Genomic DNA, 20443 nt, shown 5'->3' on the forward strand with positions numbered 1-20443 from the left:
GCCAGCTCCACGACGTGGGCGGGATCGGACAGCGAACGGCCGGTGAGCTGCTCCAGGCGCCGCAGCCGGTTCGAGACGGTGTTGCGGTGGCAGTACAGCCGCTGGGCGGCGTACGTGGTGGAGCCCCGGCAGAGCAGCCAGGTGCCCAGGGTGTCCAGCAGCACCCCGCGGTCCTGCGGGGGCAGCGCCAGCACCGGACCCAGCACCACCTGACGCAGCCGGCCCGCGAGTTCGGGCTCGGCCGCGACGAGCGCCGCCGGGAGCCGCTCGTCCAGCAGGGCGGTGTGCGGACCGTCGGCTCCCGGCGCCGCGCGCAGCGCGAGGACGGCCAGCCGGCGGGCCCCGGCCAGCTCCCCCGGCGTCTCCACCACCGGGCTCACCCCGGCCCGTAAGTCCAGGGGCGCGAGCAGATCGGTCACGGAGGCGAGCGGCAGCCGGCCCAGGTCCACGAGGCCGGTCTCCCCGTCGGCCCGGATCCGCCACAGCACGCGCGGGGCGCCGGCGGCCGGCGCCGTGCCCGCCCCGTCCCCGGGGCCGAGGACCACCACGGCGAACCGCCCGCGCTCCGGCAGCCCGAGCCGGCGCGCCGACTCGGCGGACCGGCCCGCCGGAGCGCCGCCGTCGAACAGGGCGTCGAGCAGGGCCCCCCGCAGCTCCCGCTCGCGGTCGGCGCGCACGGCGTCGGCCCGGCGGTAGGACTCGGCGGTCGCGTCCGCCATCCGGTCCACCACGTCCCACAGCGCGGGCGCCCCGGGCAGCAGCCGGGGCAGCGCCGCCCGGTCGTGGGCGGCGACGGCCTCGGTCAGGACCTGCCACAGCAGCCGGCCGGCGAGCCGGTGGACGCGCAGCAGCGAGTCGAGCGGCAGCCCCTGCCGGGCGCGGAGCTCCCCGTCGGCGCGGGCCTCGCCGAGCTCCGGGGGCAGGCCGCGGGCCTCGCGGAGCAGACCGTCGACGGACTGGCGCAGCAGCTGGTGGACCCGCTCGCGCAGGGCGGCCCGGCCGAGCAGGGCGACGTAGACGGCGCAGGCCGCATCCCCGTCCGGTGACCGGTCGGCGAGCCGCTCGGCGGCCACGGCCATCCGGCGGTCCAGGTCCTCGCGTATCTCCCCGATGATCCGCTCCATGACGGGCAGGGTGGCACGTCGGAGGGGGTGCTGGGGAGGGCCGCGACGAGGCGGTGTCCGCTAGCGTGTCCGAAGCACTGCACGTGCAGTGCATATGCGGCGGTCATACCGGCAGCCACGTCCACACGGTCAGGGACCCACCCATGCGCCAGAACCCGGAGCGCCGCGCCGCGCTGCTCGACGCCGCCATCGAAGTCCTCGCCCGCGAGGGCTCGCGGGGGCTGACCCTGCGCGCGGTGGACACGGAGGCCGGAGTCCCGACCGGCACCTCCTCCAACTACTTCACCAACCGATCCCAGCTCCTCGTGCAGATCCTGCACCGCACCCGCGAGCGGCTGACCCCCGACCCGGCGGACCTGACGGGCCCCTTCGACACGAAGGTGCTGCTGCGCAGGCTCCTGGAGCGCATGCGCCGCGAGCGCAGCGTCCACACCGCGATGCTGGAACTGCGGCTGGAAGCCACCCGGCGGCCCGAGCTCCAGGAGGCGCTGGCCGGGTTCCAGGGCGCCGAACTGGAGGCGAACATCGCCTGGCACCTGGAGGCGGGCCTGCCCGGGGACCGGCAGGGCGTGGTCCTGATCTACCTGGCCATGCTCGGGCTGATCGTGGACGACCTGACCGCGCCGGGACTGCTCGCCCCCCACTCGGTGGAGGGGCTCATCGACACGATGGTCGAGCGCCTCCTCCCGGAGGGCCCCGCCGACTGACTATCGTGCCGGTAGGGCCGGTTCCGGCAGCGCCGTCAGGACCGTCAGGTCCGGTGGCGCAGGCGGACCGGCGGCACTGGCAGGACCGGCACGACCGGCTCGCATCGCGGAGATCGCGGGAGGGGACCGTGGCAATGGCGGACATCACGGGGCAGGGAGCGGACGAAGGCGCCCGCGGCCCGGACGCCGGCATCCAGTGGCTGGCGGACTGGAGCGCCTGGTACGTCGGGCTCACCTTCGCCCGGGGCATCGGCCCCGAGGAACTGGCCGTCCGGCTCGGCGCCCTGCCGGACCTGCACCCCGGACCGCTCGGGGCCATCGACGCGTGGAGCATGGTCACCGAGACGCTCGACGGCGACGGGGTGGCCCGGGTCGGGAGCTGGGGCGGCTGGTCCTTCGCCGTGGAGCACGGAGTGCCCGCCGGGGCGCACCGCCTCGCGGAGGTGTCCCGCTCCGGGGCCGAGGCCGTGTACCTCGACCCGCAGCCCGACCACCCGCCGAAGCAGTTCGCGTACGCCCGGGACGGCGAGCTGGTCTGCTGCTTCGGCATCGGCGAGGAGCACTGGCGCGGCGGCCACCGGCCCGACTTCCTCCTGCCCGAGCTGGTCGAGGCCAAGATCCTCACCCCGGACGGCTGCTACGCCCGCCCCGAGGACGAGCCGCAGGAGGAGCGCGACCGCCTCACCCTCGCCGTCCTGGAACACCGCTTCGCGCTGTCCCTCCCGCGCCACCTCGTCGAGGAGACCCCGCTCCCGGCCTTCGTGACCTGCACGCAGTAGGGAGTTGCGCCGGGGGAGGGAGTACGGCCGAGGAGGAGGGGCGTACGTTCCTCAGCCGGCGTGGTCCCGGATCACCCGGCGGGCCAGCACGGCGCGGGCCGGAGCCAGCTCGGCCGCGACCGCCTGCGCCCGGACGGTGTCGCAGACGACCAGGGCGGGCCGCGGCTCGGCCGAGGCCAGGCGGCGGCGCCGCAGATGGGTCGGCGGATGGGTGTCGTCGACACTGTGCCCGCGCCGCGTCGAGACCCGGCGCAGCCGCTCGTACTCGGTCTCGGGGACGACGGAGATCCGCGCGGCCAGCCGCTCCCACAGCTCGCGTTCGGCGGCCTCGCGCTCCTCACGCACCTGGCCGGCCGTGGATCCGCGGGAGGCCCGCGCCGCCGCCATAGACTCGCGGCGCAGGTGTGCCTCGACGCCGTCGCCGACCAGCAGCCGGTCGAGCAGCGTGATGGCCGCCGCGCTGGAACCGGCCCGGGCCGCGCCGGTGTCCGCCAGGTACTCGGCACGCTGCGAAGCCCGCATGGTCAGGCCGTCGAGCAGGTGGATCAGCCCGTGGACCGTCCAGCGCGGCAGGAAGGTCAGGGCGTTCAGGAACCAGTCCACGATGCTCCCGCGGTTCACCGGGCGCAGGACGAGGTGCCATTCGACGAGGGACCGCAGGGCCCCGTGCATCAGGAACGAGGAGCGGATGTCGCCGTTCGCGAAGTGCCCGAGCTCGTGCCCCAGCAGGGCCACGCGCTCCTGCGGGGTGAGGATCTCCCACAGCCCGAGGCCCAGGACAATCATGCGGCGGCCCCGGTACCCGTAGGTCGTGACCCCGGCGTTGAAGGAGGCGTCCACCACCACCGCGTGCACCCCCGTGGTCCCGACGGCCGCGCCCACCTCGTCGATCAGCTGCCAGCTGCTCACCGTGCCTCTGGGCCAGGCGCCGCCGGACCTGCGCGAGGCGTCCCCGGTCCGGATCCGGGGCGCCCGGGGATGGCCGGTTTTGGTCGGGGAGGGTGCGTCTTGTGACACTACGGAGGTGAACGCGACCGACTTGTTCCACCAGACGCTGCGCGAGCGGATCGCCCCGGCGCTGCGCGACGCGGGTTTCACGGGTACGGGGCTGGAGTACCGGCTCCGCGCCGCCGAGCCCGACCACGCACTGCTCGGTTTCCAGCGGAGCGCTTCGTCCGGGGCCGCCGAGTGCAGGTTCACCGTCAACCTGCGCGCGGTCCCGTACGAGGAACACGAGGCGCTGCGGCGGCTGCGGCCGGCCCTCGGCACCCGGCTCAGCGCCAACCGGATCGGCCCCGTCGGCTGGCACGCCAGGATCGGCCGCCTCCTCGGCCATCCGCACGACCACTGGTGGACGATCACCGACGAGCGCAGCGCCGCCCGCGTCGCGGACGAGGTCACCGACGTGGTGCTGCGCCACGCCGTCCCCGCCCTCTGGGGCGAGGTGACCGACCGGCCGCCGCTGCCGGGGCCCGTGGTGGATCCGGTGCCCGACTGCCTGGACCCGGTGTGCCTGCGCGTGGACAGCGGCCCGTTCGGACCGTTCCCCGTCGCGGGCGGGGAGACTCCGCTGCCCGTGGACCTGGAGGGCACCCTCGTCCTGGAGACGGGCGAGCGCCGCCGGGCCTCGCCCTTCCTCACCGTCCACGACGAGCTGACGGACGCGGAAGCCCGGATCGTCATCGACGCCCCCTGGCGGCTGGAGCAGCCGCTCTTCGGCTCGGTCCGGGTCGGTATCGCCGCCGACGGCGACGTCCGTGTCTCCGCCAGCCCGGGCAGCATGCTCCCCGGCCATCCGGCGGCGCTCCTCGGCGAACTGGCCCTGTGCCGGATCAACACGGCCGAGGTCACCGGCAACGGCTCCCTGCGGCTCACCTTCGAACAGGGCTCCCCGCGCGAGGCCTGCCTCACGGTCTCCGGCGCTCCGCACGCGCTGACCGTCGGCGCGCCCTGGCACATCGAGGGGTGGACACCGGCCAGGATCTGATCCGCGCCGAATGGTGTGTGTGAGCCGGGCAATAGTTGATCTTATGCTCAGGTTTACGCGCGTCCGCTGGTTTTGAGGCCGGTGAGCGACTTTGATGGGTTTGCCAGGCCTCGTACCGGAGCAGGGGGGACCACTCATGGGTACCGAACGCAGCCCGAAGGACAGCACGGAGAACGCCGGCGCCACCACCGCACCCACCCTGATCGGTTCCGTGCAGCGGGCGTTGCGGCTCGTGGAGGCGATGTACGCGGAGGGCGGGGCGACCGCGAAGCGCCTGGCCCGGCTCACCGGGATCCCCTTGCCCACCGTCTACCACCTGCTGCGCACCCTCAGCCACGAGGGATACGTACAGCGCGAAGGCGGATCCTTCCGGCTCTCGGACGATCTCCCGCTGGCCTCATGAGGGCACGCCGAACCAAGGCAATGATCAAAATGTGTGAGGTTCCGGCCAAGCTTTCACGTGCCATCGCGCATGTTCCAGCGGAAAATGCCAGAACGCCCTTCCGCAGTGCGGAACTTGAGTAAGTTCCCTTCTGTCGCGCCGCAGCCCGTGCACCACGCACGGTCCGGCCGGGAGGGGAGCCCGCGTGCCCGGGATCGACGAATGCCTGCTCGAAGCCATGGCCCTGCCCGGTGCCAGGGGGGCCGCGCTGGTCGACTGGAGCAGCGGACTGGCCCTCGGCACCGCCGGGGAATCACCGGTGGGGGACCACGAGACCACCGCTGCCGAGACCGCCGAACTGGCCCGGGCGGCCGCCGAGTACGAGTCCTTCGCCCCGGGCGGGACCGAGGCGCAGGACGGCGCCGGGCCGCCCGTGGAGGACCTGATCGTCACCACCCGGACCGGCTACCACGTGCTCCGCTTCGTCGAGACCAGCTTCGACAGCAGCGTGTTCCTGCACCTGTGGCTCGACCGGACCGACGGAAACCTCGCCCTCGCCCGGCACAGACTCCGGGCCCTGGCCGAGGAGTTGGTGCTGAAGTGACCGCCGTCGCCACCGTTGCCGTCTCCCCGCTGCTCACCCGGCTCGCCGCCGAGCGGGCCACCGGCGCCCTCTTCCGCGAGCGCGGCACGCTCTTCCTGGAGGACGGCCGCGTGGTGCACGCGGAGAGCCCGGCCACCCCCGGACTCGACGTCCTGCTCACCACCGGCGGGGGCCTCACCCCCGAGCGCTGGACCGAAGCCGTGAATGAGGCCGGCGCCCGCCGCCAGGTCGCCCGGTTCCTCGTCGACAGCGGTGGACTCGCGGGCGGCGAGCTGGAGATATGCCACCTCGCCGCGATCTTCGACGCCGCCTTCTTCGCACTCTCCCCGGGCAGCGGGCCGTCCCGCTTCCGGCGCGGCGCCACCCACTGGATCGGCTCCGTCCGTTCCGTTCCGGCCGCCGCCGTCGAGCGGGAGACCTGCCGCCGCCATGAACTCCTCGACGCCGTCTGGCCCTATCCGCTGCTGGATACCTCCCCGGTCGTGCCCAGGACCGCGGCCCCCGGGCAGACCGTCACCGCCCGCCAGCGGATCCTGCTCGACCTCGCCGACGGGGTGCGGACACCGGCTGACCTCGCCTGGGTACTGGGCCGGCCGGCCTTCCACACGCTGCTCGACGTACGGCGCCTCGCGGCGGCCGGGCTGGTCGAGACCCCGCACGCGCCGGCACCCGCCGCAGCGGCGGAGGCGCCGCTGCCGGACTGGATGACGCAGGCGCAGTCCCCGGATGTGGCGCTGCTGCGCCGGTTACGCGACGCACTGGAGGCAAGCCTGTGAGGCTCCCGCTGCGACCCGCCCAGCGCGGCGACCGTTCCGAGCGGCGGCAGTCCGAGAGGAGAAGATCCGACATGAGTACGGTGCCCGCCGAAGCCGAGGCCGAGATACTCGCCGAACTCCGCCGGCTGCGGGCCCGCGTCCCCCAGCTGGGCGGCGCCCTCGCCGCGAGCGTCGACGGCCTGGTCCTGGCCCACGACAGCGCCGCCGCCGAGGCGGAATCCGTCGCGGCCCTGACCGCCGCGGCCCTCGGCGTGGCCCAGCGGCTCAGCGACTGCACCGGGCAGGGCGGGTTCCGCGAGCTGCTCGTGCGCGGGGAGGACGGCTACGTCGCCACCTACGCGGCGGGCGAGGCGGCCGTACTGACCCTGATCGCCGAGCCGCGCGTCAACGTCGGCCGGCTCCACCTGGAGGCCCGCCGTTCCAGCCTGCGCATAGCGGAGCTGATCGACCAGAGCCTCGGCCGCCGCGGCCCGGTACCGGGCCCGGCCCCGGGCTCCTGATCCCGTCGACCACGTACACCCGCACCGACCGACCGAACGTACCGACCTCAGATCCAGGAACCGAAGAGAAAAGGAGCAGCCATGGCCAACGTGGAGACCTCGCTCAAGGAAGCCACCACCAGCATCGAGGGCGTGATCGGCGTCGCCCTGGTCGACTGCAGCAGCGGTATGGCACTCGGCACCATCGGCGGCGGAAAGGACCTCGACCTCACGGTCGCCGCCGCGGGCAACACCGACGTGGTGCGGGCCAAGCTCCGCACGATGGAGATGCTCGGCCTGAAGGACGACATCGAGGACATACTGATCACCCTCGGCACCCAGTACCACCTGATCCGGCTCCTGAAGGGCCGGGGATCCGCCGGGCTCTTCCTGTACCTCGCGCTCGACAAGACGCGGGCGAATCTCGCGATGGCCCGGCACCAGCTGAAGAAGATCGAGGCGGAGCTGGAAGTCTGATCCGATGACGGCGAGGTGGCGGGCGGCTTAACTCATGGCCGCCCGCCCCGCGGCTCCGCGCTTATGCCCGAGATGACCGATTTTTATCATCTCGTTACAGCGTAAGATGCTGTAATCGGCTGATCGTTAAAGTGTTATTGAGCTGGAGAACCCCCACCCCATGCCTCCGCGCCTGAGCATCGTCGTGCCCGTCTACAACGTCGAGCTCTATCTCGACGAGTGCCTTGAGTCCATCGCGGCGCAGACTTTCGGCGACTTCGAAGTCGTCCTCCTCGACGACGGCTCCACCGACGGCAGCGCGGCACTGGCCCGGGCCTTCGCCGACCGCGACGACCGCTTCCGGCTGGTCCTCCAGGAGAACGCGGGACTCGGCGCGGCCCGCAACGCGGGCGCCCGGCACATCAGCCCGGACAGCGAGTTCCTGGCCTTCGTCGACAGCGACGACACCCTGCCGCCGAACGCCTACCAGCGCATGATCGACGCCCTCGACAAGACCGGCTCCGACTTCGCGGCCGGCAACGTCAAGCGCTTCCGCTCCGTCGGCATGCAGCAGGCCTGGGGACACCGGGTCCCCTTCGCCTCGACCCGGCTGAAGACCCACGTCTCGAAGTTCCCGGCGCTCGTCACCGACCGCACCGCGTGGAACAAGGTCTACCGGCGCAGCTTCTGGGACGAGCACGGCTTCCAGTACCCGGAGGGCATCCTCTACGAGGACGCCCCCGTCTCCATCCCCGCGCACTACCTCGCCAAGAGCGTCGACGTCATCGGCGAGTGCGTCTACCACTGGCGCGTCCGCGAAGCCGGGGAGCGCTCCATCACCCAGCGGACCACCGACCCGGTCTCGGTCATCGACCGCGTCACCTCCATCCGGCTGGTCCGCGAGGCCCTCCAGCGCAACCAGGACGCCGCCCGCACCCGTCACCTGCGCGACTACGACCACAACCTGCTGACCGAGGAACTCCAGCTCATCTACAAGTTCGTCCCCGAGGGCGGCGCCGATTTCCGTGCCGCCTTCGCCCGGGAGGTCGGCGCCCTCGTCCGGGAGATGGGCACCGGAACATGGGCGGACCTGCCCGTCGGGGACCGCCTCAAGGCCTACCTCACGGGAGAGGGCCGCGTCGAGGAGTTCGTGGCCCTCATACGGCACCAGCGCGCCTTCCACCACAGCCTGCCGGTCAAGGGGCTCGCCCGCCCGCAGGCCGACTACCCCTTCCTCAAGGCACCGGTTCCCACGCACGTCCTCGCCGTCGGCCCGAGCGAACGGCACGTCATCAGCCGCGTGGAGCAGGCCCAGTGGGCCGACGGCAAACTCCTGCTGCGCGGCTACGCCGTGCCCGGACACCTGGGCGCCGAGAGCCGCCTCGGCTCGCGCAAGATGCTGGTCTTCCGCGAGCAGGGCAAGCGCAAGGCCAAGGGCAAGGGGAAGAACAAGCCGCGCCGTGCCGTCGTCACCACCCGTACGGTCGCCTCCCCCCTGGCCACGGCGAACTCCCCGCACCTCACCCTGCGTCACGCGGACTGGGCCGGCTTCAGCGCCGTCATCGACGCCACGGCCTTCCAGACGGGCGGCCAGTGGAACGAAGGCGTGTGGACCGGGTCCGTCATCGCCACCGGCGCCGGCGGTCTGCACCGCGAGCGGCTCTCGCACGGCGAGCACGACAGCGGGCAGAACCCGCCCGCGCACTGGGTCGCCCCCGACGTGCGGCTCCTGCCGAGCACCGGCGGCCTCTTCAGCGTCCAGGTCGAGAGGGTCCGCGCCCGCGCCCTGGGCGTCCGCCTGGACGGTGACGCCATCGAGGTGACGGGCGAGCTCGCCGCCGAGGTCGGTGCCGGAGCCACCCTGCGCGCGGTGCACTCCAGCCGGGCCACCCTCACCCTTGAGCTGGAGAGCGCTCCCGCCGTCGCCGGCGGCAGGATCCCCTTCACCGTGCGGCTTCCGCTGGCCGCGCTGGCCGACGTCCCCGCCGCCCCCGGCGCGCCCGGCCAGTGGGCCCCCAAGCCGTGGAACCTGACCGTGACCGGCGCCGACGGTACGGAGCACCGCCTGGCGTACGACGAGCGCGCCGGACTCACCGGACTGGTCGTCCCGCTGCCCGGCGGCGAGCCCGGCCGGACGCTGTTCGCCAAGCGCGGCACCACCGGCAACCTCATCCTCTCGGTCCAGCCCTCCCCGCCGCTGGTCGCCACCGTCGGGACCGAGAACGGCGTCCTGACGCTCGGCGGCCGCTTCATCGCTCCCCTGGACGAGCCCTACGAACTCGTCCTGCACAACGCGTCGGGCACCGAGTTCAGCTACCCCGTCACCCGTGACGGCGATGCCTTCGAAGCCTCCTTCGCGCCGGCCTTCCCCGCGAACGGCGCCGGCCGCGTCCCGCTGCCGCAGGGCCGCTGGTGGCCGACGCTGCGCCCGGCCTCCCAGGGCGGAGCCACGGCGAGCAAGCTCGGCGTCGACCGGGGCGTCCCGCTGCAGTTCGCTCCGACCGCCCTGTACGCGGGACCCCACGCCGTCACGGCCCTGGGGCGCCGGATGCGCGTCGAATCGCGCCTCTACGACCGGGTCGTACTCGTCGCCGACCCGATGCTCAGCCCGCACGACCGCTCGCGCTACGCGCAGCGGGTCGCGCGCGATGTCACGTACCCGGCCCAGCGGGACCTCCCGCTCAAGGACGTCGTCGTCTACGACGCCTTCCAGGGGCACGGCGCCGGCGATTCCCCCCGCGCGATCCACGAGGAACTCCTGCGGCGCGGCGAGAAGCTCGAACACATCTGGGTGGTGCGCGACGGCCGCGTCGAGGTCCCGGAGACCGCGCGCGCGGTGCAGTACGACAGCCTCGAATTCTGGGAGCTGCTCGCGCGGGCCCGGTACTACGTGGTCAACGACAGCGTGCCGCTCGCCTTCCGCCGCCGCCCCGGCCAGACCGTCGTGCAGACGTGGCACGGTACGCCGCTGAAGCAGATCGGCCACGACTTCAACCACGACTACTACACCAGCCCCGCGGTGCTGGAGGCGCTGGAGCACGACAGCGCGCAGTGGTCGCTCCTCGCCTCCCCGGGCTCGTACGCCACCCCGGTCCTGAAGCGGGCGCTGGGCTACGAGGGCGAGGTCATCGAGTCGGGCAGCCCGCGCACGGACGCCCTGGTGCGCCCCGACGCGGCGCGGATCGCGGACGTCCGCCGGCGGCTCGGCCTGCCCGAGGGCAAGAAGGTCGTCCTGTACATGCCCACCTGGCGAGAGAACCTCGAGGGCTGGACGCTCACCTCCGGCTACAAGCTCGACCAGCGCATCGACCTGGACGCGGCCCGGCGCGAGCTCGGCGAGGACCACGTCCTGCTGATCCGCAGCCACCACAAGGTCACCGAGCAGGTGTACGAAGGCGCCCGCGACGGCTTCGTCGTCGACGTGTCGCGCTGGCCCGACGCCACCGACCTGCTGCTCGTCGCCGACGTGCTGATCTCGGACTACTCCTCCGCGATCTTCGACTTCGCGCACACCGACCGCCCGGTCCTGCTCTTCACGTACGACCTGGAGCACTACCGGGACACGCTGCGCGGCTTCAGCTTCGACCTGGAGAAGAAGGCCCCGGGCCCGCTGCTCAGGGATTCGGCGAGCCTGATCGAGGCCGTACGGAACGCGGACGCCGTTGGCGCGGAGTACGCACCGGCGCGTGCGGCCTTCCGTGAGGAGTTCTGCGACCTGGACGACGGCTCGGCGGCCCGGCGGGTCGTCGATCGCATGCTCGGGATGTAACCCGCAGGAGTGCGGTGCGGACCGGAAACGGACCGGCCCCGGCCCCACCGATGAGTTTCGGGGCCGGGGCCGGTCTGTATGTACGGGACGGATTCCCCGCCCACCGCACACTCCGGAGGCAGTCATGGCGAGCAACCCCTTCACCACGTGTCTGTGGTTCGACGGCGCGGCGGAGGCCGCCGCCGACCACTACCTGTCGATCTTCAAGGACGGCAAGCGCGGCCGCGTGGGCCTCTACCCCGAGGGGAGCCACGGCGTGGCGGGCGAGGTCATGGTCGTCGAGTTCGAGATCAACGGCCAGAGGTTCGTCGGGCTCAACGGCGGCCCGCAGTTCCCCTTCACCGAGGCCGTCTCCTTCCAGATCCACTGCGCCGACGACGCCGAGGCGGACTACTACTACGAGGCCCTGACCGCCGACGGCGGCGCGGAGTCCGCCTGCGGCTGGGTCAAGGACAAGTTCGGGGTGTCCTGGCAGGTCATCCCCGCCGGGGCCATCGAGCTGATCTCCGACCCCGACCCGGGGCGGGCCGCCCGGGCGACGGCCGCGATGATGAAGATGAAGAAGCTCGACGTGGCGGAGATGCGGCGCGCGGCGGACGCGGGCTGACACCCCCTACGGGCACGCGCCCGACCGCGACGGCCCGCGCGAGCACCTCGGGGTCCAGCCGCTCCCCGAACATCACGGTCGCCGCCTTCAGGATCCCGCCGCACGCGAGGCAGGCCGGATCCGGCTCCCCGGCGGCGACCCGGGCCAGCGCCTCGTCCATACCGGTACGGGCCCGGCCAGCCCGTGCACACCACCGCCCGCGCGGTGGTGTGCAGTTCGAACACCTTGCGCGCGGACGTCCCGGCGAGCTGGTGCAGCCCGTCCACGTTCTTCGATGTCCACGGAGATCGGATCATCCCGGCGGGCGCCCGGCGCATCCGGCCCCCGCCGGCGCCCGCGCATCCGTAGGGTGTCCGCATGCCCACCACCGTCCTGTACTGCTCCGACCCGCTGAACGGGCGCCGCCCCGACGCCCACTTCGCCGAGGAGGCCCGCGCGGTGCGCGATGCCGGGGGCGGCATCGGGCTCATCGACCACGACGCGCTGCTCGCCGGGGACGCCGGCCGGGCCGTGGCCGGGGTCCCCGCCGAGTCGGGCGCGCTCTGGTACCGGGGCTGGATGATTCCGGCGGCCCGCTACGGAGACCTCGACGCGGCCCTGCGCGAGCGCGGCGCCGCACTGCGCGTCACCCCGGAGGCGTACCGGCGCGCCCACGAACTGCCCGGCTGGTACGAGGCGTTCGCCGGACTGACCCCGCCCAGCCGCTGGCTGGCGGCGCCCCCGGGGAGGACCCCGGAGCCGGTCCGGCTCGCGGACGCCGCCGCGGCCCTCCCGTCGCGCGCCGGCATCGTCAAGGACTACGTCAAGTCCCGCAAGCACGAGTGGGCCGAAGCCTGCCACCTCCCCGACCTCACGGACCGGGCCGCCGTCCACCGCGTGGTGAACCGCTTCGTGGAACTCCAGGGCGAGGACCTGGCCGGCGGGGTGGTGCTGCGCGCCTTCGAAGAGTTCACGGCCGCCGTGGGCGAGGCCGGAGAAGTACGGGTCTGGTGGCGCGACGGCGAGCCCCGGCTGGTCACCGCCCACCCCGACAGCCCGTACGCCGTCGCCGCGGAGCCGGACCTCGAACCGGTGCGGGCCGCCGTCGCGGAGCTCGGCTGCGCCTTCGTCACCACGGACCTCGCGCTGCGCGCGGACGGGGTCTGGCGGGTCGTGGAGGTGGGCGACGGGCAGGTGAGCGATCTGCACCCGCAGGCCGATCGCACGGTGTTCGTCCGTCTCCTGACGGACGGTTGAGGGCGCGGGCCGCGCGGGCGGATCTGGTACAACAGCGGACATGACGGGACTCGCTGGATTCGAGATCAACGGCGCGAGCGTCGCCGACATGGCGCTCATCCGGGACTGGGCCGACGAGGAGGGCTGGAACCCCGGGGACTCCGACCGGTTCGCGTTCGCCGTCGCCGATCCCGGCGGATTCCTCGTCGGGAGGCTCCGCGGGGAGCCCGTCGCCTGCATCTCGGCCGTCCGCTACGGCTCCGGGTTCGGCTTCATCGGCTTCTACATCGCCCGCCCCGACGTCCGCGGCCAGGGGTACGGGATCCGGCTGTGGAAGGCCGGCATGGAACGGCTCGACGGGCGGCTCGTCGGGCTCGACGGGGTGGTCGAACAGCAGGACAACTACCGCAAGTCCGGCTTCCGCTCGGCCTGGAACAACGTCCGCCACGAGGGCGTGCCGCGGGCGGGAAGGCCGGGGGACCCGGGAGGGGAGGAGGCCGCGACCGGGCTAACGATCGTGGACGCGGCCACCCTGCCCTTCGGACAACTCGCCGCCTACGACCGGAGGTTCTTCCCCGCGCCGCGCGACGCCTTCCTCGCGGCCTGGGTCGGACTGCCCGGCCGTACCGCCCTCGCCGCGGTCCGGGACGGCCGGATCGAGGGGCTCGGAGTGGTCCGGCCGGGCAGCGGCGCCTCCCGTGTCGGCCCGCTCTACGCGGCCGACCCGGCCGTGGCCGCCGCGCTGCTGCTCCGGCTGGCGGAGCGGACGCCCGACGGCACGGTGGCCGTGGACGTACCGGACGCCCATCCGCGAGCCGCCGCCCTGCTGGGCGGACTGGGCCTGAGCCCGACCTTCGAGACCGCCCGGATGTACACGGGCCAGGAGCCGGACCTCGACCTGACCGGCATGTACGGGGTCACCAGTCTGGAGCTCGGCTGACCGCGGTCACCGGGCCGGTTTCAGGAACGGGCCGAGCGGCCGAGTCGGGCCGGTCTCAGATGGTGAAGAGCGTGCCCGTGCTGTTCCACAGGGCGCACCGGTTCGCGTAGGTGTAGGAGTAGCTCATCCGGCGGCCCTGCCACACGCCATCGGCGGTGACGGTCACCGGGCTCCACTCCCGGGTACACGCCGCGTCGGGGCGCGGCTGGGCCAGCGCGTCCAGGTCGGGCGCGTGGGCCCGTAACTCGGCGCACGCCGCGTCCGGGGCCGGGTGGGTGCCGCCGGGCCGGGGTGCGCACACCAGGGTGACCGCGCGCAGCACCGTACCGCTCGCCGCATCGTCACCGTCGGTGACGCTCAGGACGAGCGCGGACGGGGCGTACAGGCTTTCGCCGCCGGTGGGCGCGGCTCCGGCGGCCCCCGAGCCGGCCAGTGCGGTGAGGGCGGTGAGCCCCATGGCGGCGGACGACAGTCCCAGGGTCCTGGTGACGGATCGCATGTCGAACACTCCTCGCGTCGTTGCGTCGGATAACGGACGCGAGTCTTGCCCATGCGGAACCGGAACGCCCGTTCGCACCTCTACTTCTCGTCACGCACCGCGCACGCATGACCGCAGACCGCAGCCGCGGCGGGCGGCTGACCTGTGGGGGAGCGTCCGGTGGAATCGGCCCGAACCCGACCGGATCAGCTCGCGGCGAGGCGGGGGGCGTACAGGTCCATGAGCCGGGTCCGGGTCTGGTGCAGCCGCAGGGCGAGGACCCGCCCCACCCAGTGGCCGAGTGCGGACCCGAAGGCGGGATCGGCGTCCATGAGCATCCGTACGGTCGTGGCGTCGAACTCGTACGCGCGCACCGGCGTCATGGCCTCGGCGCCCAACTGCCACACGAACGGCGGGAACAGCCACGACCACCCGACCAGTTCCCCGGGGCCCAGGCTCTCGATGGGGGTGGGCCGGCGGCCCGGTACCGGGATCTCCAGGGTCACCGTGCCGGAGCGCACGATCCAGAAGGAATCCGCCCGCGTGCCCTCGTCGAAGATCCGCGCGCCCTCGCGGAAATTGACCTCGCGGGCGTGGGACATCAGCCGCCCGCGATGCTCGGTCGACAGGACGGCAGCGATCCGGATGGGGGAAGGTGTGCTCACGACGGCCTCCGATCGGGACCCCCCGCTCCCCCCAGTGTCGCTGACGCCGGAGCGAATCCGGGGCGTCCGTCTCCGGAGAATTGTCCGATTTTCGGTGACTCAAACCCCACGGACCGGAAGAGCGGTCCCAGGGCGGGCAGGAAGGGCGCCGTGCGGGCGATCCGATGGTGCGGCCCGGCTACTCCTCGGCGCCGGCCTCCAGGCAGGCCAGCTCCATGGCGTCGAGGACGGCCTCGTGGGTGCGCCCGCTCAGTTCGGAGACGTTCTCGATCTGCGCCGTCGCCCAGGCCGCCAGGGTCATGACCAGCACGCGGAGCCCGTCGGTGCCGTACTCGGCGAGGATCTCGTCGGCGGTGTCCATCGCCTTCTCGGGCACCTGTTCCGGTGGTTCCAGACCGGCCAGGCCGCGCAGGAGGGTCAGCGTGCGGCGGGAGATCTCGGGGGTCATCCCCGCCAGTCGCGTGTCTTCTTCGTCGTTCATCCCGCTCGTCCCGCTCATCCCGCTCCGCCCCTCCGTGCCCGCGCCCGTGCCCGCGTACGTCCCCGGGCGTGCGCTGCTGCCCGCGCCCGTGCCGTCCCCCCAGGGCACCGTAGAGGGGTACGGGCCCGGGTGGGGCGGCAATCGGGAGAACGGACCCGGGCGTCCCAGGTTTCGGACGGGCGGGGCCAAGGCCTGCCGCTGGGTGAACAAGGGGTCGCATTCCGTGACCGGAGCGCGCGATTTGGCATCCGGTGCGTCAAGTGCGGTGAACGGGAGCGGGATTCCCCTTAGGGTGCCCGTGGCCACGGGAATGGACGTCCGTACGATAGTTTCCGGCCATTCCGCATTCCGTGGCTTTCGCGGTTTTCATGGTTCGTCATTCGTTTCACCGAACTGGGGGGTTCATGCGTAGATCCAGAGGGCTGGCAGCCGCTCTCACCCTGGCCCTGGCCGGCACCTGCACGGCCACGGGCCTCGGCCTCGTCCAAGAGGCCGCGGCCGTCACCCCGCCGGTGGCCTTCACCGCCGACGAGCTGCCCACCTGGCAGGCCAACGGTGTCGTCTGGGCCCTCGCCGAGGCCGGCGACAAGGTCTTCGTCGGCGGCACCTTCTCCGAGGTGCGTCCCCCGGAGGGCGCCCCCGGAACCGAGCAGGAGGCGGTGAACTTCGCGACGCTCGACGCCGCGACGGGCGCCCCGACCTCCTGCAAACTGTCCTTCACCGTGGGCTCCGGCACCGCCACCGTCCGCGCGCTCGTCCTCTCGCCGGACAAGGCGACCCTGTACGCGGGCGGCTACTTCGGCGCCGTCAACGGCACGGCGGTTTCCAGCCTCGCCGCCATCGACGTGGCGACCTGCACCGTGAAGACCGGCTTCCGGCCCGCCTTCGCGGCCACCGTCCGGGCGCTGGCCGTCACCGGCGACACCGTCTACGCGGGCGGCGACTTCCTCACCGTCGCGGGCCAGCCCCGCGAGCGGTTCGCCGCCGTCGGCGCGGCCGACGGCGCACTGAAGCCGTTCACCGCGGACGCCGACGAGCCGGGCCGGGCCATCGAGGTCACCCCGGACGGCCAGCACGTGATCCTGGGCGGTGACTTCTTCACCGTGGGCGGTACGAACAGCCACGCCCTGGCCGTCGTCGACGCCACGAGCGGAGCCGTCACCAAGGCCTACCCGGGCTTCATCGAGACGAACTCGGTGGTCAAGGACATCGCCACCGACGCGACCGGCTTCTACACGGGCAACGAGGGTACGGGCGGAGGCGTCTTCGACGGCCGGATCGCCCTGAACCTGAGCGACTACGGCCAGCGCTGGCGCGACACCTGCCTCGGGGCGACCCAGGCCGTGCTCCCGTACCAGGACGTGCTCTACAGCGCCTCGCACGCGCACGACTGCTCCAGCATCGGCGAGTACCCGGACGGCCAGCGCCACCACCTGCTGGCCCAGCCGACCACCGCGACCGGCAAGCTGGGCTGGGCCCCCGACACCAACGACGGCATCGGCGAGGGCATCGGCCCGCGCGTGATGACGGTCGGTGCCAAGGGCGGCGTCCAGTACCTCTGGGTCGGCGGCGAGTTCACCACCGTCAACGGTGCGGCGCAGCAGAGCCTGACGCGCTTCGCCTCCACCGGGGACACGGGCGCGCCCAGCGTCCCGGTGGCGAGCGCGGTGAGCTTCAAGCCCGGTGAGGTCCAGGTGCGCTGGCGCACCAGCCTCGACCTGGACGACAGCACCCTCACGTACAAGGTCTACCGGAACGGTTCGGCCACGCCGATCGCGACGCTCGCGGCGGACTCGCTGTTCTTCCGCCGCCCGCAGGCCTCATGGACCGACACCACCGTCACGGCGGGCCAGTCCTACACCTACCGGGTGACCGCCACCGACGCGGCCGGCAACGCCAGCGCCCTGTCGGCGACGGCGAGCGTGACGGTCCCGAACTCGCCCGACGCGTACCCCAGCGCGGTCCGCGCGGACGGGGCCCAGCTGTACTGGCGCTACGACGAGTCGGCCCTGCCCTTCGTCGCGGACTCCTCGGACGGCAACCAGAGCGGTGTGCACCTCAACACCCCCGCCCTGCGCCAGACGCCCGGCGCGGTCTCGGGCGCGAGCACGGCCATCGGCTTCAACGGCACGGACGCCCAGGTGTACGGGGACAAGCGCCAGAACGTCGGCTCCGCCTACAGCATCGAGACCTGGTTCAAGACGAACACCACCACGGGCGGCAAGCTCGTCGGCTTCGGCAACAACCAGGCCCGCGGCAGCAGTCAGTACGACAAGCACATCTACATGACCAATGACGGCCGGCTCGTCTACGGCGTCTACAGCGGCGGCACGCACACCGTCACGACCGCCGCCGCGTACAACGACGACCAGTGGCACCACGTCGTCGCGACCCAGGGCCCGGGCGGCATGACCCTGTACGTGGACGGAGCGCAGAAGGGCACGCTGGCCTTCACCGCGCACGAGAACTTCGCCGGCTACTGGCACGCCGGCGGAGACAGCCTCGGCGGCTGGCCGGACCGTCCGGTCAGCGAGTACTGGGCGGGCAAGCTGGACGAGACCGCCGTCTACCCGACGGTCCTGAGCGCGGCCCAGGTGCAGAACCACCACGCCCTGGCCACCGCCCCGGCCGACTCGGTCGTCGAGGTCCAGGCCGCGGAGGACACGTACGCCAACGCGGGCGCCCCGGGCACCAACTACGGGACGTCCGGCTCGCTCGCGGTGCGCGGGACCTCGTTCTACGGGAGCTACCTGCGGTTCAACCTGCCGGCCGCACCCGCCGGCACGGTGCTCAAGGCCGCCACGCTGAGCGTGAAGACCAGCACCATGAGCGGCGCCGGCACCACGGACACGGTCTCCGTGCTCCCGGTCACCGGCTCCTGGACGGAGGCCGGGACCACGTACGCCAACCGCCCGGCCCTCGGCGGCCCGGCGCTCGGCAGCTTCGCGGGCGTGCCCGAGGGCTCGGCCGTCCAGACGACCGGCCTCGACAAGGCCGCCGTCGCCGGCGGGCTCGGCGGCGCGTACAGCCTGGCGCTGAGCAGCGCCGGTACGGACGCGCTGTGGCTGTGGTCCTCGGAGGCCGCGGCCAACGAGGGCTCGCCGAAGCTGACGCTCACCTTCGGCGCACCGTAGCCGGAGGGGCCCCGCGCCCCGGCGGCCGGTGCGTGTCCTGCGCCCGGCCGCCGGGGCGCACGTGCGCCAGGACCTGCCGGAGCGGGGCGACGGCGTGCTGGTCGCGGAGTGCGCGGAGCACGCCGCGCCCGTCGCGGCGGCCGGTCACCGGGCCGGGGTGGCGCACTCGCCCGGACCGGCCGCACCGGCGTCGGCTGCGTTACGCCGGCTGATCCGCGGCCGCGTCCGGGGCAGCGGCCGTGTCCGTGTCCGTGAACGCGTAGTCGAAGACGTACTCGGCGGAGGTGTCGCCGAAGCGGTGGGCGAAGGAGCCCGAGCCGCCGAGACCGGTCAGGCCGCCCGTACCCGAGCCGGGGACCACGGTGAAGCGGCAGTCGGTGCCGGTGGCGTCGAAGGTGCCGCGTTCCTCCAGGACGAAGGCGCCTTCGCGGCCGTCGACGGTCCCGGTGACCAGCTCCAGGCCGGTGAAGGTGCCGGTGGTGTCCCCCGTATAGGCCACGGTGTAGGCGCAGGTCGTCGCGGGGGCGGTGAGGGCGCCGGTGAAGGCGTTGGTGACCGTGGCCCGGGCCAGGCGGGGGAAGACGCCCTCCGGTCCGACCGGGTGCTCCTCCCAGTCCTTGAAGGTGAAGGCGTTGGTGTTGGCCTTGGCGTTGTTGGCGTTGGGGGTGGGCGTGGCGGTGGGCGTGGACGCGGGCACGGGGGCTCCTGGTGCGCTGGTACGGATGCGGGTGGTGGGTCCTGCGGGCTTTCGGCGGCCCGTCTGTGCACAGCCTGGGCGGCGTACCTGACATCTCCTGTCAGGTATGCCGGACAATGACCGCATGCGCGCCGACCGGCTCCTCTCCCTCCTCCTGCTGCTCCAGAACCGCGGCCGGATGACCGCCCCCGAGCTCGCCGCCGAGCTGGAGGTCTCCGTCCGCACCGTGTACCGGGACGTCGAGGCGCTGGGTGCCTCCGGGATCCCCGTCCACGCGGACCGCGGGCCGGCGGGCGGCTTCCGGCTCGTCGACGGCTACCGGACCCGGCTCACCGGTCTCACCGACGTCCAGGCGGGCTCCCTGTTCCTCGCCGGCGCCCCCGGCCCCGCCCGGGACCTCGGCCTCGGCGCGGACCTCACCGCCGCCCAGCTGAAACTCCAGGCCGCCCTGCCCGCCGAACTCGCCGGCCGGGCCCGCCGGATCCAGCAGCGCTTCCACCTCGACGCGCCCGCCTGGTTCCGCGACGCCGATTCCGTGCCGCACCTCGCGGAGATCGCCGAGGCGGTGTGGGAGCAGCGGGTCCTGAAGGTCCACTACCGCCGCTGGAGCGGGGCCGTGCACCGCGAGCTGTGGCCGCTCGGACTCGTCCTCAAGGGCGGCATCTGGTACCTGGTCGCCCGCGCCGCGGATGCGCCGGAACCTGACGCCGCAGCCGGCACGGTGGAGACCGGGGGCGCCGTGCGGACCTACCGGGTGGGGCGGTTCCTCGCCGTGGACACCCCGGGGGAGCGCTTCGAACGCCCCGACGCGTTCGAACTCGGCGCGTACTGGGCGCAGTCCGCCCGCCGTCTGGAGGCGGCCACGCGCCGGCAGACCGCCACCGTACGGCTCTCCCCGCGAGCCCGCCGCCTGCTGCCGATGTGGTTCGGGGCGGCGGGCGTCCGCGCCCTGGCCGGCGCCGGCCCGCCCGACGCGCAGGGCTGGGTGGAGGTGGAACTGGCCGTCGAATCCGATGCCGTGGCCGTGGGCGACCTGCTCCGCCTCGGCGCCGAGGCCGAGGTGCTCGGCCCGCCGGACCTGCGCCGGGCCCTCACGGCCGCGGTGGCCGAACTGGCCGGCAGGTACCGGTGAGGACGCGCCTGGTCCGGCGCGGCCGCCCCGG

18 protein-coding genes and 3 pseudogenes are annotated in these 20443 nt (G+C 73.4%); 14 read left to right on the forward strand and 7 right to left on the reverse strand.

Annotation, left to right across the window (positions count from 1 at the left end):
* Positions 1-2: 2 nt before the first annotated feature.
* Positions 3-1124 (reverse strand): annotated as a pseudogene (locus ACWCP2_RS16905) (PucR family transcriptional regulator); the annotation flags it as partial.
* 143 nt (positions 1125-1267) lie between these two features.
* On the opposite strand from ACWCP2_RS16905, the gene ACWCP2_RS16910 reads away from it, so the two are divergent.
* Both ACWCP2_RS16910 and ACWCP2_RS16915 read left to right on the forward strand, forming a co-directional pair.
* Positions 1268-1831: a TetR/AcrR family transcriptional regulator gene (locus tag ACWCP2_RS16910; RefSeq protein WP_450909354.1), complete on the forward strand. Its 564-nt coding sequence runs from the start codon at positions 1268-1270 to the stop codon at positions 1829-1831.
* A gap of 134 nt (positions 1832-1965) precedes the next feature.
* Positions 1966-2610 carry a DUF6461 domain-containing protein gene (locus ACWCP2_RS16915; RefSeq protein ID WP_450909355.1) on the forward strand — a complete coding sequence of 215 codons (645 nt, stop codon included), beginning with the start codon at positions 1966-1968 and terminating at the stop codon, positions 2608-2610.
* Positions 2611-2661: 51 nt separating this feature from the next.
* On the opposite strand, the gene ACWCP2_RS16920 is transcribed toward ACWCP2_RS16915, so the two are convergent.
* Complete coding sequence (locus ACWCP2_RS16920; protein ID WP_450909356.1) at positions 2662-3519, reverse strand: M48 family metallopeptidase; 858 nt, start codon at positions 3517-3519, stop codon at positions 2662-2664.
* A 115-nt stretch (positions 3520-3634) separates the two neighbouring features.
* On the opposite strand from ACWCP2_RS16920, the gene ACWCP2_RS16925 reads away from it, so the two are divergent.
* The 8 genes and pseudogenes from ACWCP2_RS16925 (at position 3635) to ACWCP2_RS16960 (ending at position 11670) form a co-directional block, all read left to right on the forward strand.
* Positions 3635-4597, forward strand: coding sequence for a DUF4304 domain-containing protein (locus tag ACWCP2_RS16925; RefSeq protein WP_450909357.1), 963 nt, complete (start codon positions 3635-3637; stop codon positions 4595-4597).
* Between the two features lie 136 nt (positions 4598-4733).
* Positions 4734-4967, forward strand: a pseudogene (locus ACWCP2_RS16930) (helix-turn-helix domain-containing protein); the annotation flags it as partial.
* Between the two features lie 217 nt (positions 4968-5184).
* Entirely contained in the window at positions 5185-5583 is a 399-nt protein-coding gene (locus tag ACWCP2_RS16935) for a hypothetical protein (protein WP_450909358.1), read from the forward strand.
* Positions 5580-6359 carry a transcriptional regulator gene (locus ACWCP2_RS16940; protein ID WP_450909359.1) on the forward strand — a complete coding sequence of 260 codons (780 nt, stop codon included), beginning with the start codon at positions 5580-5582 and terminating at the stop codon, positions 6357-6359. The genes ACWCP2_RS16935 and ACWCP2_RS16940 overlap by 4 nt, the downstream gene beginning before the upstream one ends.
* Positions 6360-6430: 71 nt before the next feature.
* Positions 6431-6859 (forward strand): roadblock/LC7 domain-containing protein, encoded by a 429-nt coding sequence (locus tag ACWCP2_RS16945; protein WP_450909360.1) that lies wholly within the window; start codon positions 6431-6433, stop codon positions 6857-6859.
* A gap of 81 nt (positions 6860-6940) precedes the next feature.
* Positions 6941-7315 carry a hypothetical protein gene (locus ACWCP2_RS16950; RefSeq protein ID WP_450909361.1) on the forward strand — a complete coding sequence of 125 codons (375 nt, stop codon included), beginning with the start codon at positions 6941-6943 and terminating at the stop codon, positions 7313-7315.
* A gap of 160 nt (positions 7316-7475) precedes the next feature.
* Positions 7476-11063 (forward strand): CDP-glycerol glycerophosphotransferase family protein, encoded by a 3588-nt coding sequence (locus ACWCP2_RS16955; RefSeq protein ID WP_450909362.1) that lies wholly within the window; start codon positions 7476-7478, stop codon positions 11061-11063.
* 124 nt (positions 11064-11187) lie between these two features.
* On the forward strand, positions 11188-11670 hold the full coding sequence (locus ACWCP2_RS16960) for a VOC family protein (protein ID WP_450909363.1): 483 nt from the start codon (positions 11188-11190) through the stop codon (positions 11668-11670).
* Between the two features lie 16 nt (positions 11671-11686).
* Here ACWCP2_RS16960 and ACWCP2_RS16965 read toward each other — a convergent pair.
* Positions 11687-11945 (reverse strand): annotated as a pseudogene (locus ACWCP2_RS16965) (Sir2 family NAD-dependent protein deacetylase); the annotation flags it as partial.
* An 82-nt stretch (positions 11946-12027) separates the two neighbouring features.
* Here ACWCP2_RS16965 and ACWCP2_RS16970 point away from each other — a divergent pair.
* Positions 12028-12906 carry an ATP-grasp domain-containing protein gene (locus ACWCP2_RS16970; protein ID WP_450909364.1) on the forward strand — a complete coding sequence of 293 codons (879 nt, stop codon included), beginning with the start codon at positions 12028-12030 and terminating at the stop codon, positions 12904-12906.
* Positions 12907-12946: 40 nt separating this feature from the next.
* Positions 12947-13825, forward strand: coding sequence for a GNAT family N-acetyltransferase (locus ACWCP2_RS16975; RefSeq protein ID WP_450909365.1), 879 nt, complete (start codon positions 12947-12949; stop codon positions 13823-13825).
* 55 nt (positions 13826-13880) lie between these two features.
* Here the strand turns inward: ACWCP2_RS16975 and ACWCP2_RS16980 are convergent, their stop codons facing one another.
* The 3 genes from ACWCP2_RS16980 to ACWCP2_RS16990 form a co-directional block, all read right to left on the reverse strand.
* The gene (locus ACWCP2_RS16980; RefSeq protein ID WP_450909366.1) at positions 13881-14324 is read right to left on the reverse strand and encodes a subtilase-type protease inhibitor; all 444 of its coding nucleotides are present in this window, start codon (positions 14322-14324) and stop codon (positions 13881-13883) included.
* A 185-nt stretch (positions 14325-14509) separates the two neighbouring features.
* On the reverse strand, positions 14510-14968 hold the full coding sequence (locus tag ACWCP2_RS16985; RefSeq protein ID WP_450909367.1) for a Crp/Fnr family transcriptional regulator: 459 nt from the start codon (positions 14966-14968) through the stop codon (positions 14510-14512).
* A gap of 178 nt (positions 14969-15146) precedes the next feature.
* A complete protein-coding gene (locus ACWCP2_RS16990) occupies positions 15147-15449 on the reverse strand; it encodes a hypothetical protein (RefSeq protein WP_450909368.1) in 303 nt (100 codons plus the stop codon).
* Between the two features lie 404 nt (positions 15450-15853).
* Between ACWCP2_RS16990 and ACWCP2_RS16995 the strand changes: the two genes are divergently transcribed.
* A complete protein-coding gene (locus ACWCP2_RS16995) occupies positions 15854-18583 on the forward strand; it encodes a DNRLRE domain-containing protein (RefSeq protein ID WP_450909369.1) in 2730 nt (909 codons plus the stop codon).
* 199 nt (positions 18584-18782) lie between these two features.
* Here ACWCP2_RS16995 and ACWCP2_RS17000 read toward each other — a convergent pair whose 3' ends face one another.
* On the reverse strand, positions 18783-19280 hold the full coding sequence (locus ACWCP2_RS17000; RefSeq protein WP_450909370.1) for a DUF3224 domain-containing protein: 498 nt from the start codon (positions 19278-19280) through the stop codon (positions 18783-18785).
* 124 nt (positions 19281-19404) lie between these two features.
* Here ACWCP2_RS17000 and ACWCP2_RS17005 point away from each other — a divergent pair, with 124 nt between their 5' ends.
* Positions 19405-20412: a helix-turn-helix transcriptional regulator gene (locus ACWCP2_RS17005; protein ID WP_450909440.1), complete on the forward strand. Its 1008-nt coding sequence runs from the start codon at positions 19405-19407 to the stop codon at positions 20410-20412.
* The last annotated feature ends 31 nt before the right edge of the window (positions 20413-20443 follow it).

It is taken from the genome of Streptomyces sp. NPDC002104, from assembly GCF_053593795.1.